This window comes from Dyadobacter pollutisoli, assembly GCF_026625565.1.
Lineage (GTDB): Bacteria > Bacteroidota > Bacteroidia > Cytophagales > Spirosomataceae > Dyadobacter > Dyadobacter pollutisoli.
This window is the reverse complement of record NZ_CP112998.1, coordinates 5871209-5892998: the sequence shown is the minus strand read 5'-3', so window position 1 is coordinate 5892998 and position 21790 is coordinate 5871209. Positions and strand designations below refer to the sequence as shown.

The following is a 21790-nucleotide window of genomic DNA, read 5'->3' as shown; positions in this document are numbered from 1 at the left end:
TCTTAAATGTTGATAATTTTAAGAGTTCTGAGGTTTTGGAGCAGCTCATTCAAATTACAATGGAGCCAACCGGGTTTGACGGCTACATTTCCTCCTTTTGGGGTAACTAGAAAATTATTTACAGTCTTCAGATCGTTTACGGATTCCGACGATCCTCTTTTTAGAGCGGGAGCTAATGATATCTTTATTTCTATCGAAACTACCGGTGTAAGTCCATCAACCAGAACAAGATCCATTTCAGCACCATTTGATGTACGGTAAAAGAAAGGTTGAATAGCCGGATCAAGCACATTGATCACTTGTTCTATTACGTAACCTTCCCACGAAGCACCAGCTATCGGGTGGGCAGTAAGGTCATCCGGTTGTTTGATGTTATGAAGAAAATGTAAGTTACCCGTATCTCGAATGTAGATTTTGGGGCTTTTCACAATTCTCTTGCTCACATTGACAAACCACGGCTCGAGTCTTCTTACCAGATATGCCTGTTCCAGAATTTCGATATATCTTTTAACTGATGTTGCGGAAATTCCTATGGAATTGCTAATTGTCAGATAGTTAAGCAATGATCCATGGACGTGCGAAATCATTCGGAGGAAATTATTCAGTAGTGGAATTGAAATAGATATCCCGAGTTTCGATAAGTCCTGCTCAACGTAGGTCTTGATAAAATTTTGTTGCCATTGCAGCCAAAAACCATCGTCTGGTGCAAGCAAAGCGTCTGGGAAACCGCCTCTGTGCCAATGTGTCCGCATAGGAATTTCAATGGAATCGGCCTCACTTGCCAAAATCGGAGACAACTCGTGGTAGGCAATTCTACCTGCAAGAGATTCAGAACTCTTTTGCAGAAAGTCGGGAGAAGCTGATCCTAGTAGAATAAATCTTGCAGCTTCTCTTTTTCGGTCTATTAAAGCGCGAAGTTGGGGGAAAAGAGGAAGCAGGCGTTGAACCTCATCAATCACAATGGTTTTATCAACATTATTCTCGATCACCCAGGAGGTATTTTGAGATATTGTTTGAAAATCTTCAGCCAGCTCCAAATCGAAATAGATTGAAGGCTTGTTTAGCTCCGACATTAACTTTTGTGCCAAAGTAGTTTTCCCAACCTGTCTTGGACCTAAAATTCCAACCGCAGGGAAAAAGCGGAGCGAGCGTAAAATTCGGTTTTCAAGAACTCTTGATATCATTAACCATGTAAATTCAACATTGACTGGTGAATTTACATGGTTAATTTAATTAATCATAGTAATTCTCAATCTTTAACCCTGCTCAATCCCATCAATTTCAACATCCAGTTGGGCAATGGTCTCTGGTGCTTTCTTTTCTGAATATCGAGGAACCAGCCGATTTTTTTCAAAATGGGCAGTTTGTGAGTTTCTACTAATTCTATTAATGTGCCGTCGGGATCTTCCAGGTAGGCAAATCGTCCCGCAGCCGACTCCATTCCAAATGAACTTTCGCTGTCAATGGTGAATGGATAACCCTGAGCCTGCAATTTGGTTTTCAACGTAACCATATCCAGTGTGTCGAAACACAAATGGATATAACCGCAATCTCCCCAGAAGCGATTTTCGAATATCTTCTTAGGCGTTCTGTCCAGCGCCTGAATGAGCTCTATCTGAATGTCACCCAACAACCGGCTGAATGCACCGTCTGGCGTGAAACTTTTGCGCAATAGCATTCTTCTGAAACGCTGGCCGGGAATCGATACCGGCAGATCTTCAAAAACGCCGGTTTTATCATAAACCACTTCCAGCGGCTGCAAAAGATTTTTATAAAAAACGACAGATTTATCAATGTCAGAAACGCCTACCATTACTCCGGCTACTCCACCAACAGCGCTGCCGGTTTTCTGGAACCAGGAATTGTCGCTGGTGATCTGAAAAGTGTTTCCATAAGGATCATTTCCCCAAAAACCTTCGCCTTCCGGTAATGCTACCAAAGGCCCAACCGCTTCTTTGGATTTACTTTTGATCCAGTCGTGTGCCTTCCTGACGTCGGGCGCCTTAAAACGGATCGCGTTAATGCCAAGATCACCTGGTTCGGGTTTGAAATTGGCGGGCTGTGAGGTACGGCTTGTAAATGACCATATTTCCAGTCCACCGCCACCGGCCATATTGAGCGCCAGAACGGCATGTCTTTGTTGAACTTTGCCGCCGGTATAGGGCGTCATCAGCGGGGCTTCGGCTTTTTCATCAAATACCGGTACGTCGAAACCCAGGACCTGGCGGTACCATTTCCATGCGTCGGGCACATTTTGAACACCAATTCCTACTTGTTGAATTCCTGAAATCAGCGGAGCACTCATTCGTCGAGATTATAATTAAATAAAGGATGGATATCTGTAAACCAGATTTTTAAATAGTCGGCAATTTTACGAAATAAAAAGCAAACCAGACATCTGTTGACATGTTTGTGGAAAATTGTGGAGTGTGGAAAAATTTTCTTGGGATACAAAACCTAATTGATTATTTGATAAACATAATAATTCCTATCTTTAAATGAGATTTCCAGAATTTTATTTTAGAAAGCTGAATTTCAACGCATCCATTTGGATGCTCTCATCGTACATGTGATGAGCCTGTCTCAATTAAAGTAAGAATGAATCAGTCAGTAGTAATTGCACCGGTAGGCGAAAGCTTAGCGGCATTTTTAAGTTCATCGCAGTATTCAAAAGTAATTGTGATAGCGGATAATAATACAAAAAGGCACTGTTATCCCATTTTGAAGGCTTTTTTACCAAAACATAGCATCGTATCCGTTCCGGCTGGTGAGGCGCATAAGACGCTAGCAACTTGCGAGAAGATCTGGGAAGCGATGACGAATGAGGAGTTGGACCGGCATGCGTTGGTTATTAATATTGGTGGAGGAGTGATTGGGGATATGGGCGGTTTTTGTGCGGCGGTTTACAAGCGTGGAATAGATTTTATACAAGTGCCGACGACATTGCTTTCACAGGTTGATGCGAGTGTGGGAGGCAAATTAGGAATTGACTTTCAGGGGTTTAAAAACCATCTTGGTGTTTTTAATATTCCGAAAAGCGTCTTAATCGACCCGGTATTTTTGAAGACATTACCGGAAAGAGAAATTCGGTCAGGTTTCGCAGAAATTATCAAGCATTGTCTGATAGCTGATGCGACGAAGTGGGAAGAGATCAGGCAAAAGGATTTTGACAGACAAAACTGGCAAGACCTGATTGCACATTCGGTGAAGATCAAACAAGAGGTGGTGGACCAGGATCCTACGGAAAAAGGTTTGAGAAAAATCCTCAATTTCGGTCATACACTGGGACATGCGGTTGAAACCTGCTTTTTGAACAAGGCAGCAAATCAGCGGTTGTACCACGGAGAAGCCATTGCAGTGGGGATGATCATGGAAAGTTATTTGTCTTTTGAGAGAAAGATGATCGACCAGCAAACGCTGACAAACATTGAAGAATTTCTTTTTGCCACCTATGGCAAAGTGAACATAAAACCTGAGGACGTAGAGCAAATCATCGCTTTGACGCGCCAGGACAAGAAAAATAAGGGAAAGGAAGTGCGGTTTTCATTGCTGAAAGGAGCGGGGCAATGTGCGTATGATATAGTGGTTTCTGCTTCTGAAATGCGTAAATCAATAGCCTATTATTTGGGATAGTTTTAGTGGCATCTGGCATAAGCTATTGGTTGAGTAAAAGAGTATTCAATACATTCTCGATATATTATTTCACAACCTGACAAAATTAAATGCTTATGCTGAGGTCTATTTTAACTTATTCCGTTTTGCTCCTGGTGATTGTAATTGCGGGGTGTTCCAGTGGTCGAAAAGTGTTTGTGGAGCACGATTATAGTTACGAAACCAACTTTAAAGATTACTCTTCCTATACGTTTCTGGAATGTGAGAGAGATACCAATAATCTTTGTACAGAAATTTACGAAGCGATCCGTCGCCAGATGCAGGTAAGAGGTTATAAGCTTACGGCTGAAAAACCTACATTGCTGGTTAACTACGGTATTTTTTATGATAACCTGAGATACCAGGGTTATATGCAGCCGGTGATCAAAAACTGGGTGGATACGGAAAATGAAGGTTTCAGGTATGAGCCTATCAAATATGCGCTGGACAAAGGAACGCTCATTGTTTCTTTGATCGACGCTGAAAGTGATCAGGTAGTGTGGAGAGGATACGCGTCAGGTATCTTCAAGGGTGTCGAAAGTTCCAATAACCATTACCGAAGCGTAGTAAGGCGTATTTTTGACCAGTACCCGCTATTTGCGAAAGGATATGATCCGAGAAGATATAGCGAAGCGGTTGGAAGATAATTATTATTGTCAGAGCGGAGTCGAAGTGCATGTACTTCGACTCCGCTCAGTCTGACAAAGCCTACCTCAATTTCAAAGTAGCAAGCGTCAGAATTGCCAGAATGATCCCTACAATCCAGAACCGGGTCACGATTTTGGATTCGTGAATTCCTTTCTTTTGATAATGGTGATGCAGCGGCGACATGAGTAGTACCCTTCGCCCTTCCCCGTATTTCTGTTTGGTATATTTAAAATAGCTGACTTGCACGATCACCGAGAGGTTTTCAGCAATGAAAATTCCGCACATGATTGGGATAAGCCATTCTTTGCGGATCGCCAGTGCTACTACTGCTATCACTCCCCCCAGCATTAAACTCCCGGTGTCGCCCATAAAAACCTGGGCAGGGTACGCGTTATACCAGAGAAACCCGACACAGGCCCCGATAAATGCGGCACAAAAAATCACCAGCTCTCCCGAATTAGGAATGTACATGAGGTTCAGGTACTGCGAAAACTTGGTGTTACCCGACAAATAGGCCAAAACGCCCAGCGTAAGCGCAATGATCCCTGACACGCCCGCCGCCAGACCGTCAATACCGTCGGTAATGTTAGCTCCGTTGGAAATGGCTGTAATGATAAAAATAGCTACAATGGTGTAGATAATCCAAGTGTATTCTTCTGGCAGGCCAAAAAGTAGTGCCTTGTAGTCGAATTCGTTGTTTTTGGTAAATGGAATGGTGGTTACCGTCGGATGAATAATGTCGCGGTACCGCTGTATTTCACCCAGATTAGAGCTCAGCAACGGTTTGTCGTAAATCCTGATCCTGACATTGTCATTGAATGATAATGTAAGTCCCACAATGAGTCCCAATCCTACCTGGCCCACGATCTTGAACCTGCCGTGAAGACCGTCCTTATTGTTTTTGAACTTCTTTAAATAGTCATCGATAAAGCCGATCAACCCTGTCCATAGTGCTGTAATGATCAGGAGGACAATGTAAACGTTACTTAGTTTGGCGAAAAGCAGTACCGGGATCAGAAGTGAGGCCAGAATGATAAAGCCTCCCATGGTAGGAGTACCCGCTTTTTCCATCTGCCCTGCCAGGCCGAGGTCACGGATCGACTCGCCCATTTGCTTTCTTCTCAGCAGATTAATGATTGACTTGCCGTAGGTGGCTGCAATAAATAAAGACAAAACAGTGGCTCCAAGCGCCCTGAATGAAATATATTGGAATACGCCGGCGCCGGGTATGTTGAAATTCTTGTCTAGATAATCAAATAAGTAATAGAGCATGTAAAAGCATGTTGGGATGACGGCTGCAAAGTTGCGTCTTTTCAAAGACTGTGCAAAAGACCGGCAGGTTTTTAATTGGAATACCGCTTCTCAAATACCTCTAAAAGCACTTCTTTGTCGTCAAAATGGTGCTTTACCCCCTGAATGTCCTGATAATTCTCGTGACCTTTTCCCGCGATCAGAATAATGTCCTCCGGATTTGCCTCTAATCCGGCTTTCAAAATAGCTTCACGCCGGTCCGGGATGACCGTTGTTTTTTTGTAATCCAATGGTGGTACACCTTTGCGCATTTGTTCCAGAATGTTCAGCGGATCTTCGAATCTCGGATTATCGGAAGTCAGGATTACCTGGTTGCTGTATCTGCAAGCGATCGCGGCCATTTTGGGTCGTTTTTCTGCGTCTCTGTTTCCTCCGCATCCTACGATAGTAATGACTCTTTCATTCCCATTTCTCAAATGCGTGATCGTTTCCAGTACGTTTTCCAATGCGTCTGGTGTGTGGGCGTAATCGACTATACCTACAATGTGATCTTTGGAATGAAATTGTTCAAACCTGCCCGGAGGACTCTTAAGGTTAGAAAGCTCAGTAAGCACCTCCGCAGGTTTTTCACCCAATAGAACCGCTGCTCCGTAAACCGAAAGCAGATTATAAGCATTGAATCGCCCGATTACGCGGAACCATACCTCTTGCTGATTGATCTCCATATGCATACCGGCGAGCGTATCGGAAATGATCTTGCCCTTGAATGTGGCCAGAGTTTGCAGCGAGTAAGTTTCTATTTTAGCCTTCGTATTTTGAACCATTACCGAGCCGCGGCGGTCGTCCACATTGACCAGGGCAAAAGCAGTTTTCGGTAATTGGTCAAAGAAACCTTTTTTTGCCTTGATATAATTGTCAAAAGTCTTGTGAAAATCGAGATGATCGTGGGTAATGTTGGTGAAAATTCCTCCCGCAAACTGCAAGCCGGTAATGCGATGCTGAGCTACGGAATGTGAACTTACCTCCATAAAAACGTGACTGCAATTGCTGGCGAGCATTTTTGAAAGCAGCTGATTGAGCGCAACCGAGTCGGGCGTCGTGTGGGTAGAAGGAATGATCTCGTCCTCTATTTGATTTTGCACAGTTGACAGCAAGCCGCACCGGTATCCCAGTTTACGAAACAGCTGGAAAAGAAATGTAGCGACGGAAGTTTTGCCATTTGTGCCTGTCACACCCACCAGAGTCAGTTTACCGGAAGGATAACCGTAGAAAGCCGCAGCTATCTGACCCATCGCCTCTGCCGAATCTGCAACCTGAATGTAAGTAACCTCGCCTACCGGATTCTCTGGCAGCTCTTCGCAAAGTATCGCCGAAGCACCCAGTCCGGTAGCAGTGGTAATGTACTGATGGCCATCGGTTTGTGTTCCTCTTAGCGCCACGAACAAACTGCCGGGCAATACTTTTCTTGAATCTAAAATGATATTTTTAATAATAACATCACCGGAACCATGAATGGTGGCGTCTTTCAGATCGCCAAGAATGCTGCTTAAATTTTTCTCCTGATTGGTTTCCATGAATGGAATTACTGTAATGTTAGTAGGATCGTTTTAATACCGTTTTTATTGGACCCGGGTGGTAACGATTGTTCCACCACTTTGCCAGATCCTTTAAATGTAACCTTGAAACCTTTGTTTTCGAGAATGTACAGGGCGTCGCGCATCGGCATTCCCTGCAAATCAGGGATATCTCTGGAATCAATGTTCTGCGATTTCCATTTCGTTTTCCCTTTTTTAAATAATGAAGCAGAGGCGTATTCAGCGTCTTCGGGAGCCGGTGTCAGTTTTAGTTCGCTGCTGATAATTTTCAGGTCCGACGATCTTCCCGCCCATTTCACGTCCTGCGAAGTTTCAGGGATCGAATCTTTCACCGGTTTTTGAATGCTGGCGTCATAGGCGTAGATCCTGTCCGCTACCTCCTTGAACACAGGCGCGGCAACACTTCCCGCATAACGCGTGTAATCTGCCCCGGAGCTTTTGGGATTATCAATGATAACAATGCAGCTGTACTTAGGCTTATCGGCTGGGAAGTAACCTACAAAAGAGGTGTAATTCTTGCCCTCCGTGTACACTCCATTAATCAGCTTACGTGCAGTACCGGTTTTGCCCGCGATTTTATAAAGATCTGATTTAATGTTTTTTGCCAATCCGTTTTGCACCACGCCTTCGAGCATTTTCTTTACTTTTCGGATCGTTTCTGGCGAGCAAATCGGCTTTTCCTCCACGTATGGGATCATTTTATCTTCTACTCCCTCCGCGTTTCTGATCTCCTTAACGATCATCGGACGCACCCAATAACCATCATTTGCAACAGCATTGTACAAGGCGAGGGTTTGCAGCGGCGTCATTTGCATTTCGTAACCATGCGCCATGAAGTAAAGCGAATAGTTACTCCAGTGTTTCGAAGTCCGGTCGCGGATCAATGGAGGCTTCTCGCCCTTCATTGGAATCCCGGTTGGTGTAGTCAAATGAAACTGCTTGAGATAATTCAGGTACTTATCAGGTTTTGATGCAAAATACTTTTGCATCAGCAATACGATCCCAATGTTAGACGATTTTTCAAGTACCTGAGATGCGGTAATGGTCCCGAAACCCCCCCGGTGCGCATCCCTGATCACGTGATTGCGGAACCTGAGGGCGCCCGCACCAGTATTCACCATCACCTGATCCGGATTCATATGTGTTTCTTCCAGCAGCGCCATCATCGTCGCCAGCTTGAATGTCGAACCCGGGTCGTTGCTACCCGCCAAAGCATAGTTAAAGACTTCTTCATATTTTTCGTCGCCGCGTTTGGTCAGATTAGCCATCGCCTTGATCTCCCCAGTGGCAACTTCCATTACCACTACCGAGCCAAAATCTGCCTGCATTTCGGTCAATTTTCTGCGTAGTGCCATTTCAGCCCGTTCCTGGAAATTCATATCCAGCGTCGTGTAAATGTCCCTTCCAGCTTCCGGCTGCACATTCAGCGCGTCGCCCACCGGGATTTTCATGCCGCCTTCCACTTTTTCTACCCAGCCAATACCCGATTTCCCTTCCAGTTTTTTATCAAAACTTGCCTCGATACCAATGTACCCTCTTCCACTTTTGGGATCGATACCGCCAATAGTGCGGTCGGCCATTGGACTGAATGGTTTGTACCTTCTGTAAATGGTTTCAAACTTTCCGCCGCCACCTTTTTTGTCTTTTGCAAAGAATGGCCACAGCTTGATTTTTTCTCTGTCCAAATGGCTGATCTGTTTGGATTTAAGCCTTAGGTATCTTTTACTTTTGCTTACCCGGTAACGCATGATCTTGGCGCGGTAACCGGCAGCAGTATTTTCCCCGAAATTTTTGGCCAGTAGGGCAGACAGTTTATCAATGTTGTTGTAGAAGTAGGCAGAGTCAGCTACTTTGGTGTCAAACCCAACAAAATAATAAGGTAGTGACGTAGCCAGCAGCCGGTTGTCGGCCGAATAAATATTTCCCCGCATCGCAGGAATGGTATCCAGTTTCAGGTCGTTTTTGACTGAATATTCCGCCCAGGTTTTTCCTTTGAAAGTATCGTAATATTGAACACGGATTAGCTTGGCAAACACCAGGATTGCCAGCAAAAACAAAAGCCAGCCTACCGTCCTCGCCCGGTTGATCAGCGCTTTCTTATTATTCTGACCACTTTCAATATCGTTCTTCATAGCCTGTTTAGAAGAAAAAAGTATCTTGATTGATGAATTTGACCGTTTTGGATAAAAGCAGAAACTGTTACTCTTCTTCTTCCTTGATAATGATCTTTTTGGGAGGGGTCAGGTTTTCTTCCAAACCGTTGGGTTTCACTTTTTCAATGATGACCGATTGCAGGCCACTTTTCATGTATTCCGCATGAATGGATGTGTACTCTGCCCGAAGATCATCTACTTCCTTTTTGAGTTTGATACTATTCCGCACATATTGTTCAGACTGGAACCCAATCCGTTCGTAAGCCACAAGCAGCATCACGACCCACCCGAAATAGTAGAAATATTTGACCGGAAGCCGCTCCTCCTTACCCGGAAGTTTTTCGCCAAACACTTTATCCAGAGGCAAAAAACGGTTGAGCCAGTTAAATAAAGAGTATTGACGCTTACGTTTGGGCGGTTTTGGTGTGATCGGTTTAGGCCTTCGTTTATTTTCCGGCATTTTCCTCAGGTTTTTCTGCGATCCTTAATTTTGCACTTCGCGCCCTTGGGTTTCTGGCTACTTCCTCTTGCGTCGCTTCCACGGGTTTCCTTGTAACGCTGACCAATGGCCTTATCGCATTTCCGTAAAAATCCTTTTCCACTTCGCCGTCGAATTTTCCCTTTTGAATAAAATTCTTGACCAGCCTGTCTTCCAATGAATGGTATGACATTACTACCAGCCGTCCGCCTGGGTTCAGGACCTCAGGTATCTGTGTCAGAAACTCTTCCAGCACGCTCAGTTCGTCGTTTACTTCAATTCTCAATGCCTGAAAAACCTGTGCGAAATACTTGTTTTCACGATGTTTGGGGGCATAGCGCATCAAAATGCCTTTCAGGTCATTGACCGTTTCAATGGGCGAATTATGCCTGGCTGCGAAAATAGCCTCCGCGGCGGTTTTCGCATTGGTAACCTCCCCATACATGCCTAATATCCTCTGCAGCTCCGCCGTAGACCTCACATTGAGAACTTCCCGTGCGGTTTTTTCGCCATTTGGGTTCATCCGCATATCAAGGTCAGCCTCGAAGCGTGTTGAAAAGCCTCTTTCCGGCGTATTGATCTGATGAGAAGAAACGCCGAGATCTGCCAGGACACCATCTACTTTTTCCGCTTTATGCAGTTTCAGGTACCTTTTAATATGCCTGAAATTAGCTGCAATGAATGTAAATCGTTTATCGTCTTTAAATTTCTCAGCATTGGCCACTGCGTCGGGGTCCTGGTCAAACACCAGTAACCTGCCGGTCGTCAGGTTTTCGAGAATGGCCCTCGAATGTCCGCCGCCGCCAAAGGTGACATCCACGTAAGTGCCTTCCGGCTGAATGTTAAGCCCATCCAGGCATTCGGATAACATGACAGGTTCATGATAGGTACTTTGTGGATCCATTTGTTAAAAGCAACGTACTGAGGAACTATTTCTTGCCGTGAGGCAGTTACAAACTTAGCAATTTTCAAGCGTAGGAATCACGGTTGAGGAGTGATTTAATTTTAACACCACAAGGAGGTTTTTATAATAACGAATTGTATATGAGATATATAAATTGGATTGCTGCTTCGTTGTTTTTGATTGCATTAACTAGCTACACATCTTCCCCTGAGACAACTTTCGGATCAACATTAAAAAACGGCATCTGGCGGGCTACCTTAGCCAGGGATACGCACCGGCTCCCATTGCTTCTTGATATTTCCAAAAATCCGGATGGCAAAACATTCAGCGTTTTCGTCGTGAATGGGCCTGAGCGATTGAAAATGGATTCTACATACATTCAAAATGATTCGTTGGTAATCCCTATGCAGCTTTTTGATGCCAGAATTGTAGTGAAACAAGACGACGACCATTTAAAAGGAAGATATTATCGCCTGGCAAACGGAGTAGTGGCGGGTTCGATACCTTTCGAGGCGAGGTTCGGGGATGACTACAAATTCTATAAAAAAGGCGAAGCCAAAAGCAGTAGGAATGTGGCCGGCAAATGGGCGACATTGTTCAAAAACGAAATCACAGGGGATACTACCCGCGCAGTTGCCAACTTTGCACAGCAAGGTACGGACGTGACGGGCTCGTTCCTGACACCTACCGGCGACTACCGGTTTCTGACTGGCAGTGTGAATGGGGACAGTCTGTTTTTATCTACATTCGACGGCTCCAATGCCATGTTGTTCAAAGCGGCGATCGTTGCTGACGGCAGGCTGAAAGGTGCGATGTGGACAGGCCTGAAAGGTTACAAAACCTGGAATGCAGTGCTCGATCCGCAGGCGAAACTGCCGGATGCGACCAAACTGACTTTCCTGAAACCAGGATACGAAACCGTTGACTTCACATTTCCCGATGTAAATGGAAAGGAATGGTCGTTGAAGGATCCGAAATTTAAAGATAAGGCTGTGATCATCCAGATCATGGGTTCGTGGTGTCCGAACTGTATGGACGAGACCAACTACATAGCGCCCTGGTACAAAAAGAATAAAAGCCGCGGTGTGGAAGTGATCGGCCTGGCATTTGAACGCTCCGATAAACCTGAAATCGCAAACCCAAGGATCAAACGCATGATCACCAGATTTGGCATTGATTACCCCATTGTACTGGCGGGAACCAATACCGATGCGGCAACCGCAAAAGCGTTACCCATGCTCAACAAGGTAATGTCATACCCCACCACCATTTTTATTGATAAAAAAGGAAAAGTCCGCGAAATACATACCGGCTTCTCAGGGCCGGGGACTGGCAAATATTACGACGATTTTGTCTCCGATTTTAATGCACTGATGGACAAACTGATCAGCGAAAAGTAAGAAGTCCGGAACGCACCGGCCTCAAAAACCGGTGCGTTTTTTCTTGAACTAAAATTAGTATGCTTGCATAATACTAATGGGATTTCTTACATTTGTGACAAGGGGTACACCTGACACCAAATCGCTTTTTCAGACCATGCGCAAGGAAAAAACAATTGATTTCCAGATAAAATGGGCCTGGCATTCTATTTCGCGAATGTACAATGCGTATGCGGCACGGTTTGACACTACCATGGCCGTCGGCTATGTATTGCTCAATATTGACATCGAAAATGGTACTCCGGCTACCAAAATAGCCCCGCTGCTGGGAATGGAACCCAGGAGTCTCGTGAGAATGCTTAAAAACCTGGAAGAGCGTGGCCTCATTCAACGAGAAGTAAGTAAAAGTGACAAGCGCTTCGTCAGGATCGTACTCACCGAGCTGGGAAAAGAAAAGAGAGAGCTGGCCCGTGAAGGAGTAATCTCGTTCAATACGATGATCCGTGATAAAATTCCCCTGGACAAGCTTGTGACATTTTTTGAGGTGATCAAAGACATTAACAAGCTCGTAGAAGAAGAAAATCAAAAATTGAAAGCCGGAGACATAGGAGAAGTAGACGGAGAATTCTAAAAACTGAAAGCCGACGGCCATAAACTAACTCTTTAAATAATGAATCGTTCAATTCGTAAAGTAGCTGTTCTGGGTTCAGGGATTATGGGTTCGCGGATCGCGTGCCATTTTGCCAATATTGGTGTGGAAGTGTTATTACTCGACATTGTCCCGAAGGAACTTTCTGAGGCTGAAAAAGCGAAAGGACTTACCACCGACCATCCTGCTTTTCGGAACAGGCTTGTGAATGATTCTTTCCAACAAACATTAAAAGCCACGCCGGCTTCGCTATACAGCCCTTCGTTTGCCTCGCGGATTAAGTTGGGCAACTTTGATGATAACCTGGCCGATATTAAAAATTATGACTGGATTATCGAAGTCGTGGTGGAGCGGCTGGATATCAAAAGGAGCATTTATGAAAAAGTGGATGCGCTGAGAAAGCCAGGTACGTTGGTAACTTCCAATACTTCCGGCATCCCGATCCATTTGATGGCCGAAGGGAGAAGTGAAGATTTTAAAAAGAACTTTTGCGGAACGCACTTTTTTAACCCGCCAAGATACCTGCGATTGCTGGAAATCATTCCTACTCCCGATACCGATCAGGCTGTGATCGATTTTCTGATGCATTACGGCGATCTTTTTTTAGGGAAAACGACTGTTCTGTGTAAGGATACGCCCGGCTTCATTGCCAATCGGCTGGGCATTTATGCTTTGATACAAACCATCCGGATAGCAGAGGAGATGGGCCTAAGTGTGGATGAGGTGGATAAGCTCACGGGGCCGGTTGCGGGACGCCCTAAATCAGGTACTTACCGGTTGTCTGATGTAGTGGGGCTTGACACTACTGTTCACGTAGCCAACAACTTATATGCCGCGGGCGAAGGAAATGATGAGTCGCGTGACGCATTCATTCTTCCTGATGTAATGCAAAAGCTGTTTGATAACAAATGGCTTGGAGACAAAACAGGCCAGGGCTTTTATAAAAAGATCAAAGACGAAAAGGGTAAGTCAGTCATATTGGCGCTGGACTTTAATACACTGGAATACAAGCCTTCCGAAAAAGTAAAGTTTGCTACATTGGAAGGTACCAAAGCGATCAGTGACGTTTCAAAACGTTTTGCGGTACTGGTGGCGGGCAAGGATAAGGCCGGCGAATTTTACAGAAAAACATTTGCCGATATCTTCCGGTATGCCACAATGCGGATCCCTGAAATCTCCGACGAAATTTTTAGGATCGATCAGGCTATTACGGCGGGCTTTGGCTGGCAATATGGCCTTTTTGAAACCTGGGATGCGATTGGCGTGAAAGATATGCTGACCATTATGGAAAGCCTGGACCTGAAACCGGCGGCATGGGTATACGAAATGATCGCCGATGGGAATACCAGTTTTTATAAAGTAGAAGCCGGAAAGCGGCACTATTACGACATTCCATCCAAATCCTACAAAAAAGTACCGGGGCAGGAGAGCTTTATCCTGCTGAGTAACCTGTCGGACAACATTGTCTGGAAAAATGCAGGGGCTAACTTGTACGACATGGGTGACGGTATTCTGAACCTGGAATTCAAGTCAAAAATGAATACAATGGGTTCCGAAGTAATCGAAGGGATTCAGAAAGGTATCAGCATTGCCGAGAAGGATTTTCGTGGGTTAGTGATTGGAAATGAATCGGTTGAAGCATTTTCGGCGGGCGCCAACCTGGCCATGCTGTTTATGTTTGCCATCGAGCAGGAGTTTGATGAGATCAATATGGTGATTGCGCAGTTCCAGCAAACCATGATGCGGGCGCGCTATTCCTCGATACCTGTTGTCACCGCGCCTCACACGCTTGCGCTCGGAGGTGGCTGCGAGCTTAACCTGCACGCAGACAAGATAGTAGCACACGCGGAAACGTATATGGGACTAGTTGAATTCGGCGTTGGCATAATCCCGGCTGGCGGTGGTACCAAGGAGATGGCATTACGTTGCTCCGACATGTACCAGGCAGGAGACACGGAATTGAACATTCTTCAGACTGCTTTTATGAACATTGCACAGGCCAAAGTGTCGACGTCGGCCAGGGATGCGCGTGAAATGAATTATTTGCAGGAAAAAGATCAGATCGTGCTCAACCGGTCGAGACTGATCGCGGAAGCCAAGCAAGCGGCGATTGATCTGGCGGACAATGGATATACACAACCGAAGCAAAGAGCTGACATTAAAGTGCAGGGAAAAACGGGTATAGCGTTGTTCATGGCCGGTATAGCGCAAATGCGACTGGCGAATTACATTACCGATCACGATGCCAAAATCGCTAATAAACTGGCATATGTGATCAATGGGGGAGATCTGAGTTATGCCCAGAATGTGACCGAACAATATTTGCTGGATCTGGAACGGGAGGCATTTTTATCGTTGTGCGGCGAAAAGAAAACGTTGGAAAGGATGCAAGGTCTATTGAATGGAGGGAAACCGCCCCGCAACTAGCCTCGTCAGCAGTTAGGGAATTATTGCTTAGCCAATTTATGTTCTGGAGTTAATAGGATATTCGGTGAAATGTTCGATATTTAGAATTAATCAACTGAAATATTTAGTGAAACCGGTTCATCTTTACGCATACTAATTCCCCTAAAAAGTACATTTGATCAACAATGATTTCAAAAAAAGCAAAATACGCCCTGAAGGCCTTGAAAGTTTTGGCAGAGCAATACGGAAAAGGACCCGTATTGATATCTTATATTGCTGAAAAAGAGAAGATTCCGAAGAAATTTCTGGAAGCGATCTTACTCGATCTTCGCAATAATGGTGTGCTGCAGAGCCAAAAAGGGAAGGGTGGTGGATATTTATTAAGAGTGCCGCCGGGCGAGGTGAATTTTTCCAAAGTCTTGCGGATTATCGACGGGCCCATAGCTCCTGCACTTTGCGTTTCGATGTTCTTCTACGGAAGGTGCGACGATTGCAAGGATGAGGAAACGTGCAGCCTGCGCACAGTATTGGAAAGATGGAGAGACGCTAATCTTGCGGTTTTGGATAAAACCACATTGAATGACCTTCTTCAGGCCGAGAATGCAGAGCCTACGGACATATTATCGTAGTCATAACCGGTCTTTTCTGACGTAAAGCCTCGTATCGTCGAAGCTACCCAGCAAAGAATAATTTTTAAGGAGATATTGATACAACTCAGGGTAACTTTCGATGCCCTGGGTTTTTTTGTTTTGAACCCAGAAACTGTTTTTCCCCACCGCATCCAGTACCACAGCAGGTTTGGTTCTTTCAATGTCGGTAAGATAGCGATCGCGGTATGTTTGCCGCATAGCCAGATCGAAGATCGAACGCTCGGTGTGGTTTTCGGCAGTTCCCTGCGCCAGTTGTGCCTCTACGTAATAAACACATTGCCAGCCCCATACGGCCATATAGTCGCCTGGTTTGCTATATTTTTTGAGCTCTTTCACGACGGGGCTTTGCCAAAGATCCCTGGCTCCTACGGACGGGAAATCATTTAGTTTTCTCTCTTTTATAAAATAATAGGCATCATTTCCTGCAAACCAGACCATTAAAAGTGCTGGAAAGATCAGTGACCATTTTTCCAGTCTGGATAAACCATATGCAGCCAGCAATGTCCAGGGAACAATGCAGAAATTGAAATAATGGATAAAATCATTACCCGATTTGGTAACTGCGTAGATGCTTGCAAGAACTGAGAATAAAATGGTAAGTGGAATGGCGTAGTTCTGAGCTTTGCTTTTTGAGGGGCTAAAAATATTTACTAATCCCAAAAACATTGGAATGATCAATGTTAGGGTAAAAAACTGAAAGTCAGATGTCCGACGGAAAATGGCTGCAAACTGTGCAGGAATGGAGAGGAAGCCTTTTCCTTCGGCATAAATCGCATTGCCGAGCAGATAGAAATCGATGAAGTCGGTGAATACGTGAAACGCAAGTGTCCACAAAAGAACAATGACCGGGAATGTCAAGCCGCCGGAGATGAGTGCCAGAAACGGGCGATAATCTTTTCGCTCACGATATACCTCGTAACAAAACCAGCACGCTGCCAACACCAGTACCATCGCCTGAGGCACGGCCTGCAATTTGGCAAAAGGAATAGTGCCTGCTACAAAGCCAATAAAGTACGCATTTGCCGACTTTGATTTTTCATGCTGGCCAAGACATGACAGGAGCCACAAACATAAAGACAGCAGAAATACCGGAAGCTGCTCGCTCGAATAATGCACAAAATCAACCTCTTGTGTAAATGCAAGGAAGATCAGCGGGACGGGAAATATCTTCTTAGCCAGAGATGTTCCGAACCAGTTTTTTAATGTAAAAAACAGAAAAAGCAACGAGCCGCCAGCGCAAAGAAGCCCCATGAACCTCCCGGAGGTGTAGTCAATTTGAAAGCCGAATAATTTGGGAATAACGAGCAGGTAGTTGTCGAGCGGCCCAATGGTGGTACCGTCGACCGAGCGCCAGTAAATAGGGTCCTGAAACAATGTAATGGCGTGGCTGAGCATCTGGCTTTCATCGGGATTGAGTTCCCGGTTGAAAACAATGACCGGCAATCGCATCACCAGCAGCAACAGCATACTCAGAGCAATGTAGGCTTTGGTTGGAACAGCCTTATAATGACCTGAAAGAATGACAATTCCTGCCAATAAATAACCCAGAAGCCAATACACCGGAGGGAAACTGTCGAAAGTGATCATGACAACTTAGTTGAAAGTGTCTACTTTTTCTACGAAATCGCGGTAATGTACGGCCGGGATGAAATGTTGCTGCGAACGGTACTGAAGTACCATAAACACTAGAAAAAGAGAGATCAGAAAGGATTGCAGCATCAGGATCATTAATGTGCTGCCTAATGTAGAGGCCCAACCCGGCGTCGCATTGCCGATCAGTTTCAGGAAAACAATAAAAAATATGAATGCGATGGCTACCCCGGACATAAAGATCGAGAATATCAGGATCCTGACCGCTGTGGTGTCGACCATTACTGAAATGGCACTTAAACCGTGTAGTACCAGTGAAACGAAATTCATTTTGCTTTCGCCGGCCAATCTGGTTGCCCGGTTAGTCAGTACCGAGTCGTAAGGAATGCGGGATTTAATGATACCGCCCGGATAGTTGTTCCAGATCTCTGAAACGCGTACCAGGTTTTGCAGCCGGCTTTGTGGGATCAGACTGAAATTTCCGAATGTGATCACTTTCCCGGTCAGGAGCTTGAAAAGCAATTTGTAAATCACATAAAACGAGCGGAAAAGCAAACTTTCTGTACGCTTGTTTCTCTCGGCAAAAATAATCTTGTCAGGTTCTTCCAAGGATCTGGCTGCCAGTTTGTTGATATCGCCAGGAGCGTCTTCACCATCTGCGTCCATGACGATCACCTTGTCGGTAGGCATGTGTTCCGCAACATACGACAGACCGATCGCAATTGCTTTTTGATGGCCCAGATTCCGGTAGAGCCTGAGCACTTTTATTTCTTTCCCTTCAAACGATGCAAATGGCTGCGTTCTTGACTTGGAAGAGCAGTCGTCGACAACTAGTAATGTGGTGTTTTTTAATATCGGAGCGTTTAGGTCCGCATTAATCTTTTGTATCAGCAGGTTTAGTGCCTCCCAGTCATTGAATTGAGGAATGATAATGACAAAATTTTCTGGCATGGGGGAGGAGATTAAAAACCTCCGAAGTGAACTTTGCTTCGGAGGTTTCTGAAATGATTTATACCGTTTTAACGCCTAGTCGGGAAGAGATACCGTCGTGGATCTGCGTTAAAGTTTCTACCAGACCGTATTCCCAGTTCCAGCCAGGGTAGTGGGATTTGAATTTGGTAAGGTCGCTCACATACCAGATGTGGTCACCGATCCTGTTTGTATCTGAATAAGAGTAAGAAAGCTTGTTTCCAGTGATTTGCTCACATAATGCAATGGCTTCCAGCATAGAGCAGTTGGCAAAACGGCCACCACCAGCATTGTAAACTTCGCCCGGACGTGGGTTCTGGTAGAAATGCCAGAACATATTTACAAGGTCGTGGCTGTGAATGTTGTCACGAACCTGTTTTCCTTTATAGCCGAAAATGGTGTAATGATTGCCGGTAATCGCGCATTTCATCAGGTAAGCCAAAAACCCGTGCAACTGGGCGCCTGAATGATTTGGTCCCGTAAGACATCCGCCGCGGAAAACGGCTGTTTTCATGCCGAAATAGCGACCATATTCCTGAACCATGATATCAGCAGCAACTTTGGAAGCGCCGAAGATAGAATGTTTGGTATGGTCAATGCTATGGTTTTCGTCGATACCGTTTGTGAAGTATGCGTGGCTTTCGTCAATTTCCCAGCGTGTTTCCAGCTCTACCAATGGAAGGTAGTTAGGATTGTCGCCGTAAACCTTGTTTGTTGAAGTAAAAATGAACACAGCCTCAGGTGAGTGAAGACGGGTCATTTCAAGCATATTCAATGTGCCTACTGCATTGACCCCGAAATCGGTAAAGGGTTCGCGGGCTGCCCAGTCGTGGCTGGGTTGTGCAGCAGCGTGAATGATGAGCTTAATGTCGGTTCCGTACTCTTTGAAAATCGGTTCCAGCTGGCTTACTTCACGAATATCGGCTGAATAATGCTTGTAGTTGCTATATGCGCTTTCGATCCGGCTTTTGTTCCACGCTGTATTCCCGTCTGCTCCGAAAAAGTATTCCCGAAGGTTATTATCAACTCCAATGACCAGATCAAATTTATCAGCCAAAAAAGCAACCGATTCACTTCCTATCAATCCGGCTGAGCCGGTTACCAAAGCTATATTCATGTTTGTGTATACTTTTAATTGCTTATGTTATTCTTGAAAATAGGATTTCAATATGCCTCGAATACGTAAAGTAAATTAAAAATGTTCAATTGTCACAACTTCACTTATTCAATGGACATGGGCCAAAAGGATTATACGTATAAACCGATATTGAAATTGTTCAATCCTTAATAAATATGGTTCCAAAAAAAAGATATCCCCCTTTGAGTGAGGATATCTTCAACATCTATATTAAGAAATAGTCTTATTGCTTTACAACCGAACTGGTAGCACCGCCATATAATTTGGCTCTGATGTCATTGACGCGGACATCCAACGCAGGGTCTGCTGCATATTTGTAAGACATCTGACGAGGTAATGAATCGGGGCTTACGCCGTATACTGTCTGATTGCCTGCATTCAAATCCTTCTGCTCGATGTGATTGTATTTTTGGTAATCACATGAAGAAAGTAAAGCCAGACAAGCAACAAACGCAACTATTTTATTGAATTTCATTTCTTTGATCGTTCATAGTATTATCAGCAAAAATAACCGCCATTTTCATAACCACCAAATTACGGTGAAACGAAATGCTATTTTTTTAACTCTTCCAGTTCATTACGTACAAACTGCATTAAATCTGAAATGTGTTGTTCCGAGAAATCGAACGGAATGTTGGCCGCCTGGTATATTTCGCCGATCGTAGCGGTATAGCCCAGCTTCAACGCATCGAGGTAACCTTTCAGTCCTTTTGCGGAGTCCTCACGGTAATTTTTCCAAACCCCGATCGCTCCCAGCTGCGCTATTCCGTATTCAATGTAATAGAATGGTACTTCATAAATGTGAAGCTGGCGCTGCCACAGGTACTTTTTGAAGTTTTCAATTCCTGACCAATCCATAATCGTGTCAGTAAATTCTTCGTAGATACGCACCCATGCTTCCGTCCGTTGTTCTGGCGTATGTTGCGGGTTCTCGTACATCCAATGTTGGAATTTGTCAACCGTAGCTACCCAGGGAAGTGTTTCAATGATCGATTCCAGATGCTGGATCTTGGCGCGTTTCAGATCATTTTCATCTTCAAAAAACTCATCCCAGAAATCCATTGTGATCAGCTCCATCGACATGGAAGCGAGCTCGGCCACTTCCGAAGGCGTATGTTTGAACGCATTCAATGCAAGATCCCGCGTTACCAGCGAATGTACCGCGTGCCCGCCCTCGTGCAGGAGCGTAACCATATCGCGCAGGTTGGAAGTCGCATTCATGAAAATAAAAGGAACGCCAATTTCGTCGAGCGGATAGTTATACCCTCCCGGAGCCTTCCCTTTCCTCGATTCCAGGTCGAGGTGTTTCATCGTTTTCATGATTCTCAGGCAGTCGCCCAGGAATGGATCAAGCCTTGAAAAACAACGGATCGTTTTATCCAGTAGCTCTTCACCAGTTGAAAATGGTTTCAATGGAGGCAGGCCTTTCGGGTCTACTTTGGTATCCCACGGACGAAGCTGCTCTACTTTTAATGCGTCTTTTCGTCCGGACGCCATGTCGTTCAATAACGGAACCACCGCTTTTTTGACCGATCCGTGAAAGTTGAAGCAATCCTCAGGTGTGTAGTCAAATCGGCCCATTGCGGCGAACATATAGTCGCGGTAGTTGTCGAAACCGGCGTTTTTACCAACCTGGTTTCTTAATCCTACCAGTTTATTAAGCAGCTCATCCAGTTTGCCATGATCCTCGTAGCGTCGCCCGCTGATCGCCCGCCAGGCTTCTTCACGAATCGCACGATCGGTGGATTGAAGTCGGTCAGCTGCTTTTTGCAAAGTCATTTCCTCTCCATCCAATGTCACTGTCATCGCTCCGGCAATGGCGCCGTAGTGACGCTCTTCGGTTTGCATTTCGGTAATCAGCGGAATGTTTTCATCACGGAATATTTCAATGGCTTTTTTCATGCCACGAAGCGTGATCGCAAACCCGGGTGCGGTTAGTTGGTCGAGGTATGGGCTATCTACCACTTTTTTGTCAAGCGCATTTCCGTACTCAGCCAGTTTAGGTTGAATTTCAGTAATGAAAAACTGCAATGCGCTGATCAGACTTTGGTTGGCAGTGTCGCATGTCTGGCGAATGTAGCGCCATGCAAAGTTTTCGGACAGATAAGACTCGATTTCACTGCGGTCTGAAAACCATTGTTTGAGGTCCTCAGCAGAATTGATGTCACGATTTTTCAGATTTTCGAAGAACGGTTCCAGGTCTTCCCATTTCTTCAGATCAAATTCTTCTCCAATAAAAACCCTTTTCGAACGGGTTGGTATATGTACTGTTTCCTGAGTTGTCATAATGATTATATGCTATTAGAAATCCAATTTAAAATTGATAGAA

18 protein-coding genes are annotated in these 21790 nt (G+C 45.0%); 6 read left to right on the top strand and 12 right to left on the bottom strand.

All coding sequences use genetic code 11. From position 1 onward, the window contains the following. Positions 1-2: 2 nt before the first annotated feature. Together ON006_RS24185 and ON006_RS24180 are read right to left on the bottom strand one after the other, a co-directional pair. On the bottom strand, positions 3-1184 hold the full coding sequence (locus ON006_RS24185; RefSeq protein WP_244822593.1) for an ATP-binding protein: 1182 nt from the start codon (positions 1182-1184) through the stop codon (positions 3-5). Between the two features lie 65 nt (positions 1185-1249). Beyond that, positions 1250-2305 carry a VOC family protein gene (locus ON006_RS24180; RefSeq protein WP_244822592.1) on the bottom strand — a complete coding sequence of 352 codons (1056 nt, stop codon included), beginning with the start codon at positions 2303-2305 and terminating at the stop codon, positions 1250-1252. 293 nt (positions 2306-2598) lie between these two features. Between ON006_RS24180 and aroB the strand changes: the two genes are divergently transcribed. Both aroB and ON006_RS24170 read left to right on the top strand, forming a co-directional pair. Then, entirely contained in the window at positions 2599-3633 is a 1035-nt protein-coding gene (gene aroB / locus ON006_RS24175; protein ID WP_244822591.1) for a 3-dehydroquinate synthase, read from the top strand. Positions 3634-3722: 89 nt separating this feature from the next. Continuing rightward, entirely contained in the window at positions 3723-4298 is a 576-nt protein-coding gene (locus tag ON006_RS24170; RefSeq protein ID WP_244822590.1) for a DUF4136 domain-containing protein, read from the top strand. 61 nt (positions 4299-4359) lie between these two features. On the opposite strand, the gene mraY is transcribed toward ON006_RS24170, so the two are convergent. The 5 genes from mraY to rsmH form a co-directional block, all read right to left on the bottom strand. Next, entirely contained in the window at positions 4360-5571 is a 1212-nt protein-coding gene (mraY, locus tag ON006_RS24165; RefSeq protein ID WP_244822589.1) for a phospho-N-acetylmuramoyl-pentapeptide-transferase, read from the bottom strand. A gap of 71 nt (positions 5572-5642) precedes the next feature. Continuing rightward, the gene (locus ON006_RS24160; protein ID WP_244822588.1) at positions 5643-7124 is read right to left on the bottom strand and encodes a UDP-N-acetylmuramoyl-L-alanyl-D-glutamate--2,6-diaminopimelate ligase; all 1482 of its coding nucleotides are present in this window, start codon (positions 7122-7124) and stop codon (positions 5643-5645) included. Positions 7125-7132: 8 nt separating this feature from the next. Continuing rightward, entirely contained in the window at positions 7133-9277 is a 2145-nt protein-coding gene (locus ON006_RS24155) for a PASTA domain-containing penicillin-binding protein (RefSeq protein ID WP_244822587.1), read from the bottom strand. A 67-nt stretch (positions 9278-9344) separates the two neighbouring features. Beyond that, the gene (locus ON006_RS24150; protein ID WP_244822586.1) at positions 9345-9758 is read right to left on the bottom strand and encodes an FtsL-like putative cell division protein; all 414 of its coding nucleotides are present in this window, start codon (positions 9756-9758) and stop codon (positions 9345-9347) included. Next, a complete protein-coding gene (rsmH, locus tag ON006_RS24145; RefSeq protein WP_244822585.1) occupies positions 9745-10680 on the bottom strand; it encodes a 16S rRNA (cytosine(1402)-N(4))-methyltransferase RsmH in 936 nt (311 codons plus the stop codon). Before rsmH ends, ON006_RS24150 begins: the two co-directional genes overlap by 14 nt. 140 nt (positions 10681-10820) lie before the next feature. Here rsmH and ON006_RS24140 point away from each other — a divergent pair, with 140 nt between their 5' ends. The 4 genes from ON006_RS24140 to ON006_RS24125 all read left to right on the top strand — a co-directional run bounded on the left by ON006_RS24140 (position 10821) and on the right by ON006_RS24125 (position 15743). Further along, positions 10821-12080, top strand: a complete 1260-nt coding sequence (locus ON006_RS24140; protein WP_244822584.1) for a peroxiredoxin family protein — start codon at positions 10821-10823, stop codon at positions 12078-12080. Positions 12081-12216: 136 nt separating this feature from the next. Continuing rightward, positions 12217-12690 carry a MarR family winged helix-turn-helix transcriptional regulator gene (locus ON006_RS24135; RefSeq protein ID WP_244822753.1) on the top strand — a complete coding sequence of 158 codons (474 nt, stop codon included), beginning with the start codon at positions 12217-12219 and terminating at the stop codon, positions 12688-12690. A gap of 39 nt (positions 12691-12729) precedes the next feature. Continuing rightward, complete coding sequence (locus ON006_RS24130; RefSeq protein ID WP_244822583.1) at positions 12730-15135, top strand: 3-hydroxyacyl-CoA dehydrogenase/enoyl-CoA hydratase family protein; 2406 nt, start codon at positions 12730-12732, stop codon at positions 15133-15135. A gap of 164 nt (positions 15136-15299) precedes the next feature. Then, positions 15300-15743 (top strand): RrF2 family transcriptional regulator, encoded by a 444-nt coding sequence (locus tag ON006_RS24125; protein ID WP_244822582.1) that lies wholly within the window; start codon positions 15300-15302, stop codon positions 15741-15743. Here the strand turns inward: ON006_RS24125 and ON006_RS24120 are convergent, their stop codons facing one another. The 5 genes from ON006_RS24120 to ON006_RS24100 form a co-directional block, all read right to left on the bottom strand. Continuing rightward, positions 15744-17351 carry a hypothetical protein gene (locus ON006_RS24120; RefSeq protein ID WP_244822581.1) on the bottom strand — a complete coding sequence of 536 codons (1608 nt, stop codon included), beginning with the start codon at positions 17349-17351 and terminating at the stop codon, positions 15744-15746. It lies immediately after the preceding gene. A gap of 6 nt (positions 17352-17357) precedes the next feature. Continuing rightward, positions 17358-18305, bottom strand: coding sequence for a glycosyltransferase (locus ON006_RS24115; protein ID WP_244822580.1), 948 nt, complete (start codon positions 18303-18305; stop codon positions 17358-17360). A gap of 58 nt (positions 18306-18363) precedes the next feature. Beyond that, positions 18364-19440 (bottom strand): NAD-dependent epimerase/dehydratase family protein, encoded by a 1077-nt coding sequence (locus ON006_RS24110; RefSeq protein ID WP_244822579.1) that lies wholly within the window; start codon positions 19438-19440, stop codon positions 18364-18366. A gap of 244 nt (positions 19441-19684) precedes the next feature. Then, positions 19685-19936: a hypothetical protein gene (locus ON006_RS24105; RefSeq protein ID WP_244822578.1), complete on the bottom strand. Its 252-nt coding sequence runs from the start codon at positions 19934-19936 to the stop codon at positions 19685-19687. A 77-nt stretch (positions 19937-20013) separates the two neighbouring features. Then, positions 20014-21747, bottom strand: coding sequence for a M3 family oligoendopeptidase (locus tag ON006_RS24100; RefSeq protein ID WP_244822577.1), 1734 nt, complete (start codon positions 21745-21747; stop codon positions 20014-20016). Between the last annotated feature and the right edge of the window lie 43 nt (positions 21748-21790).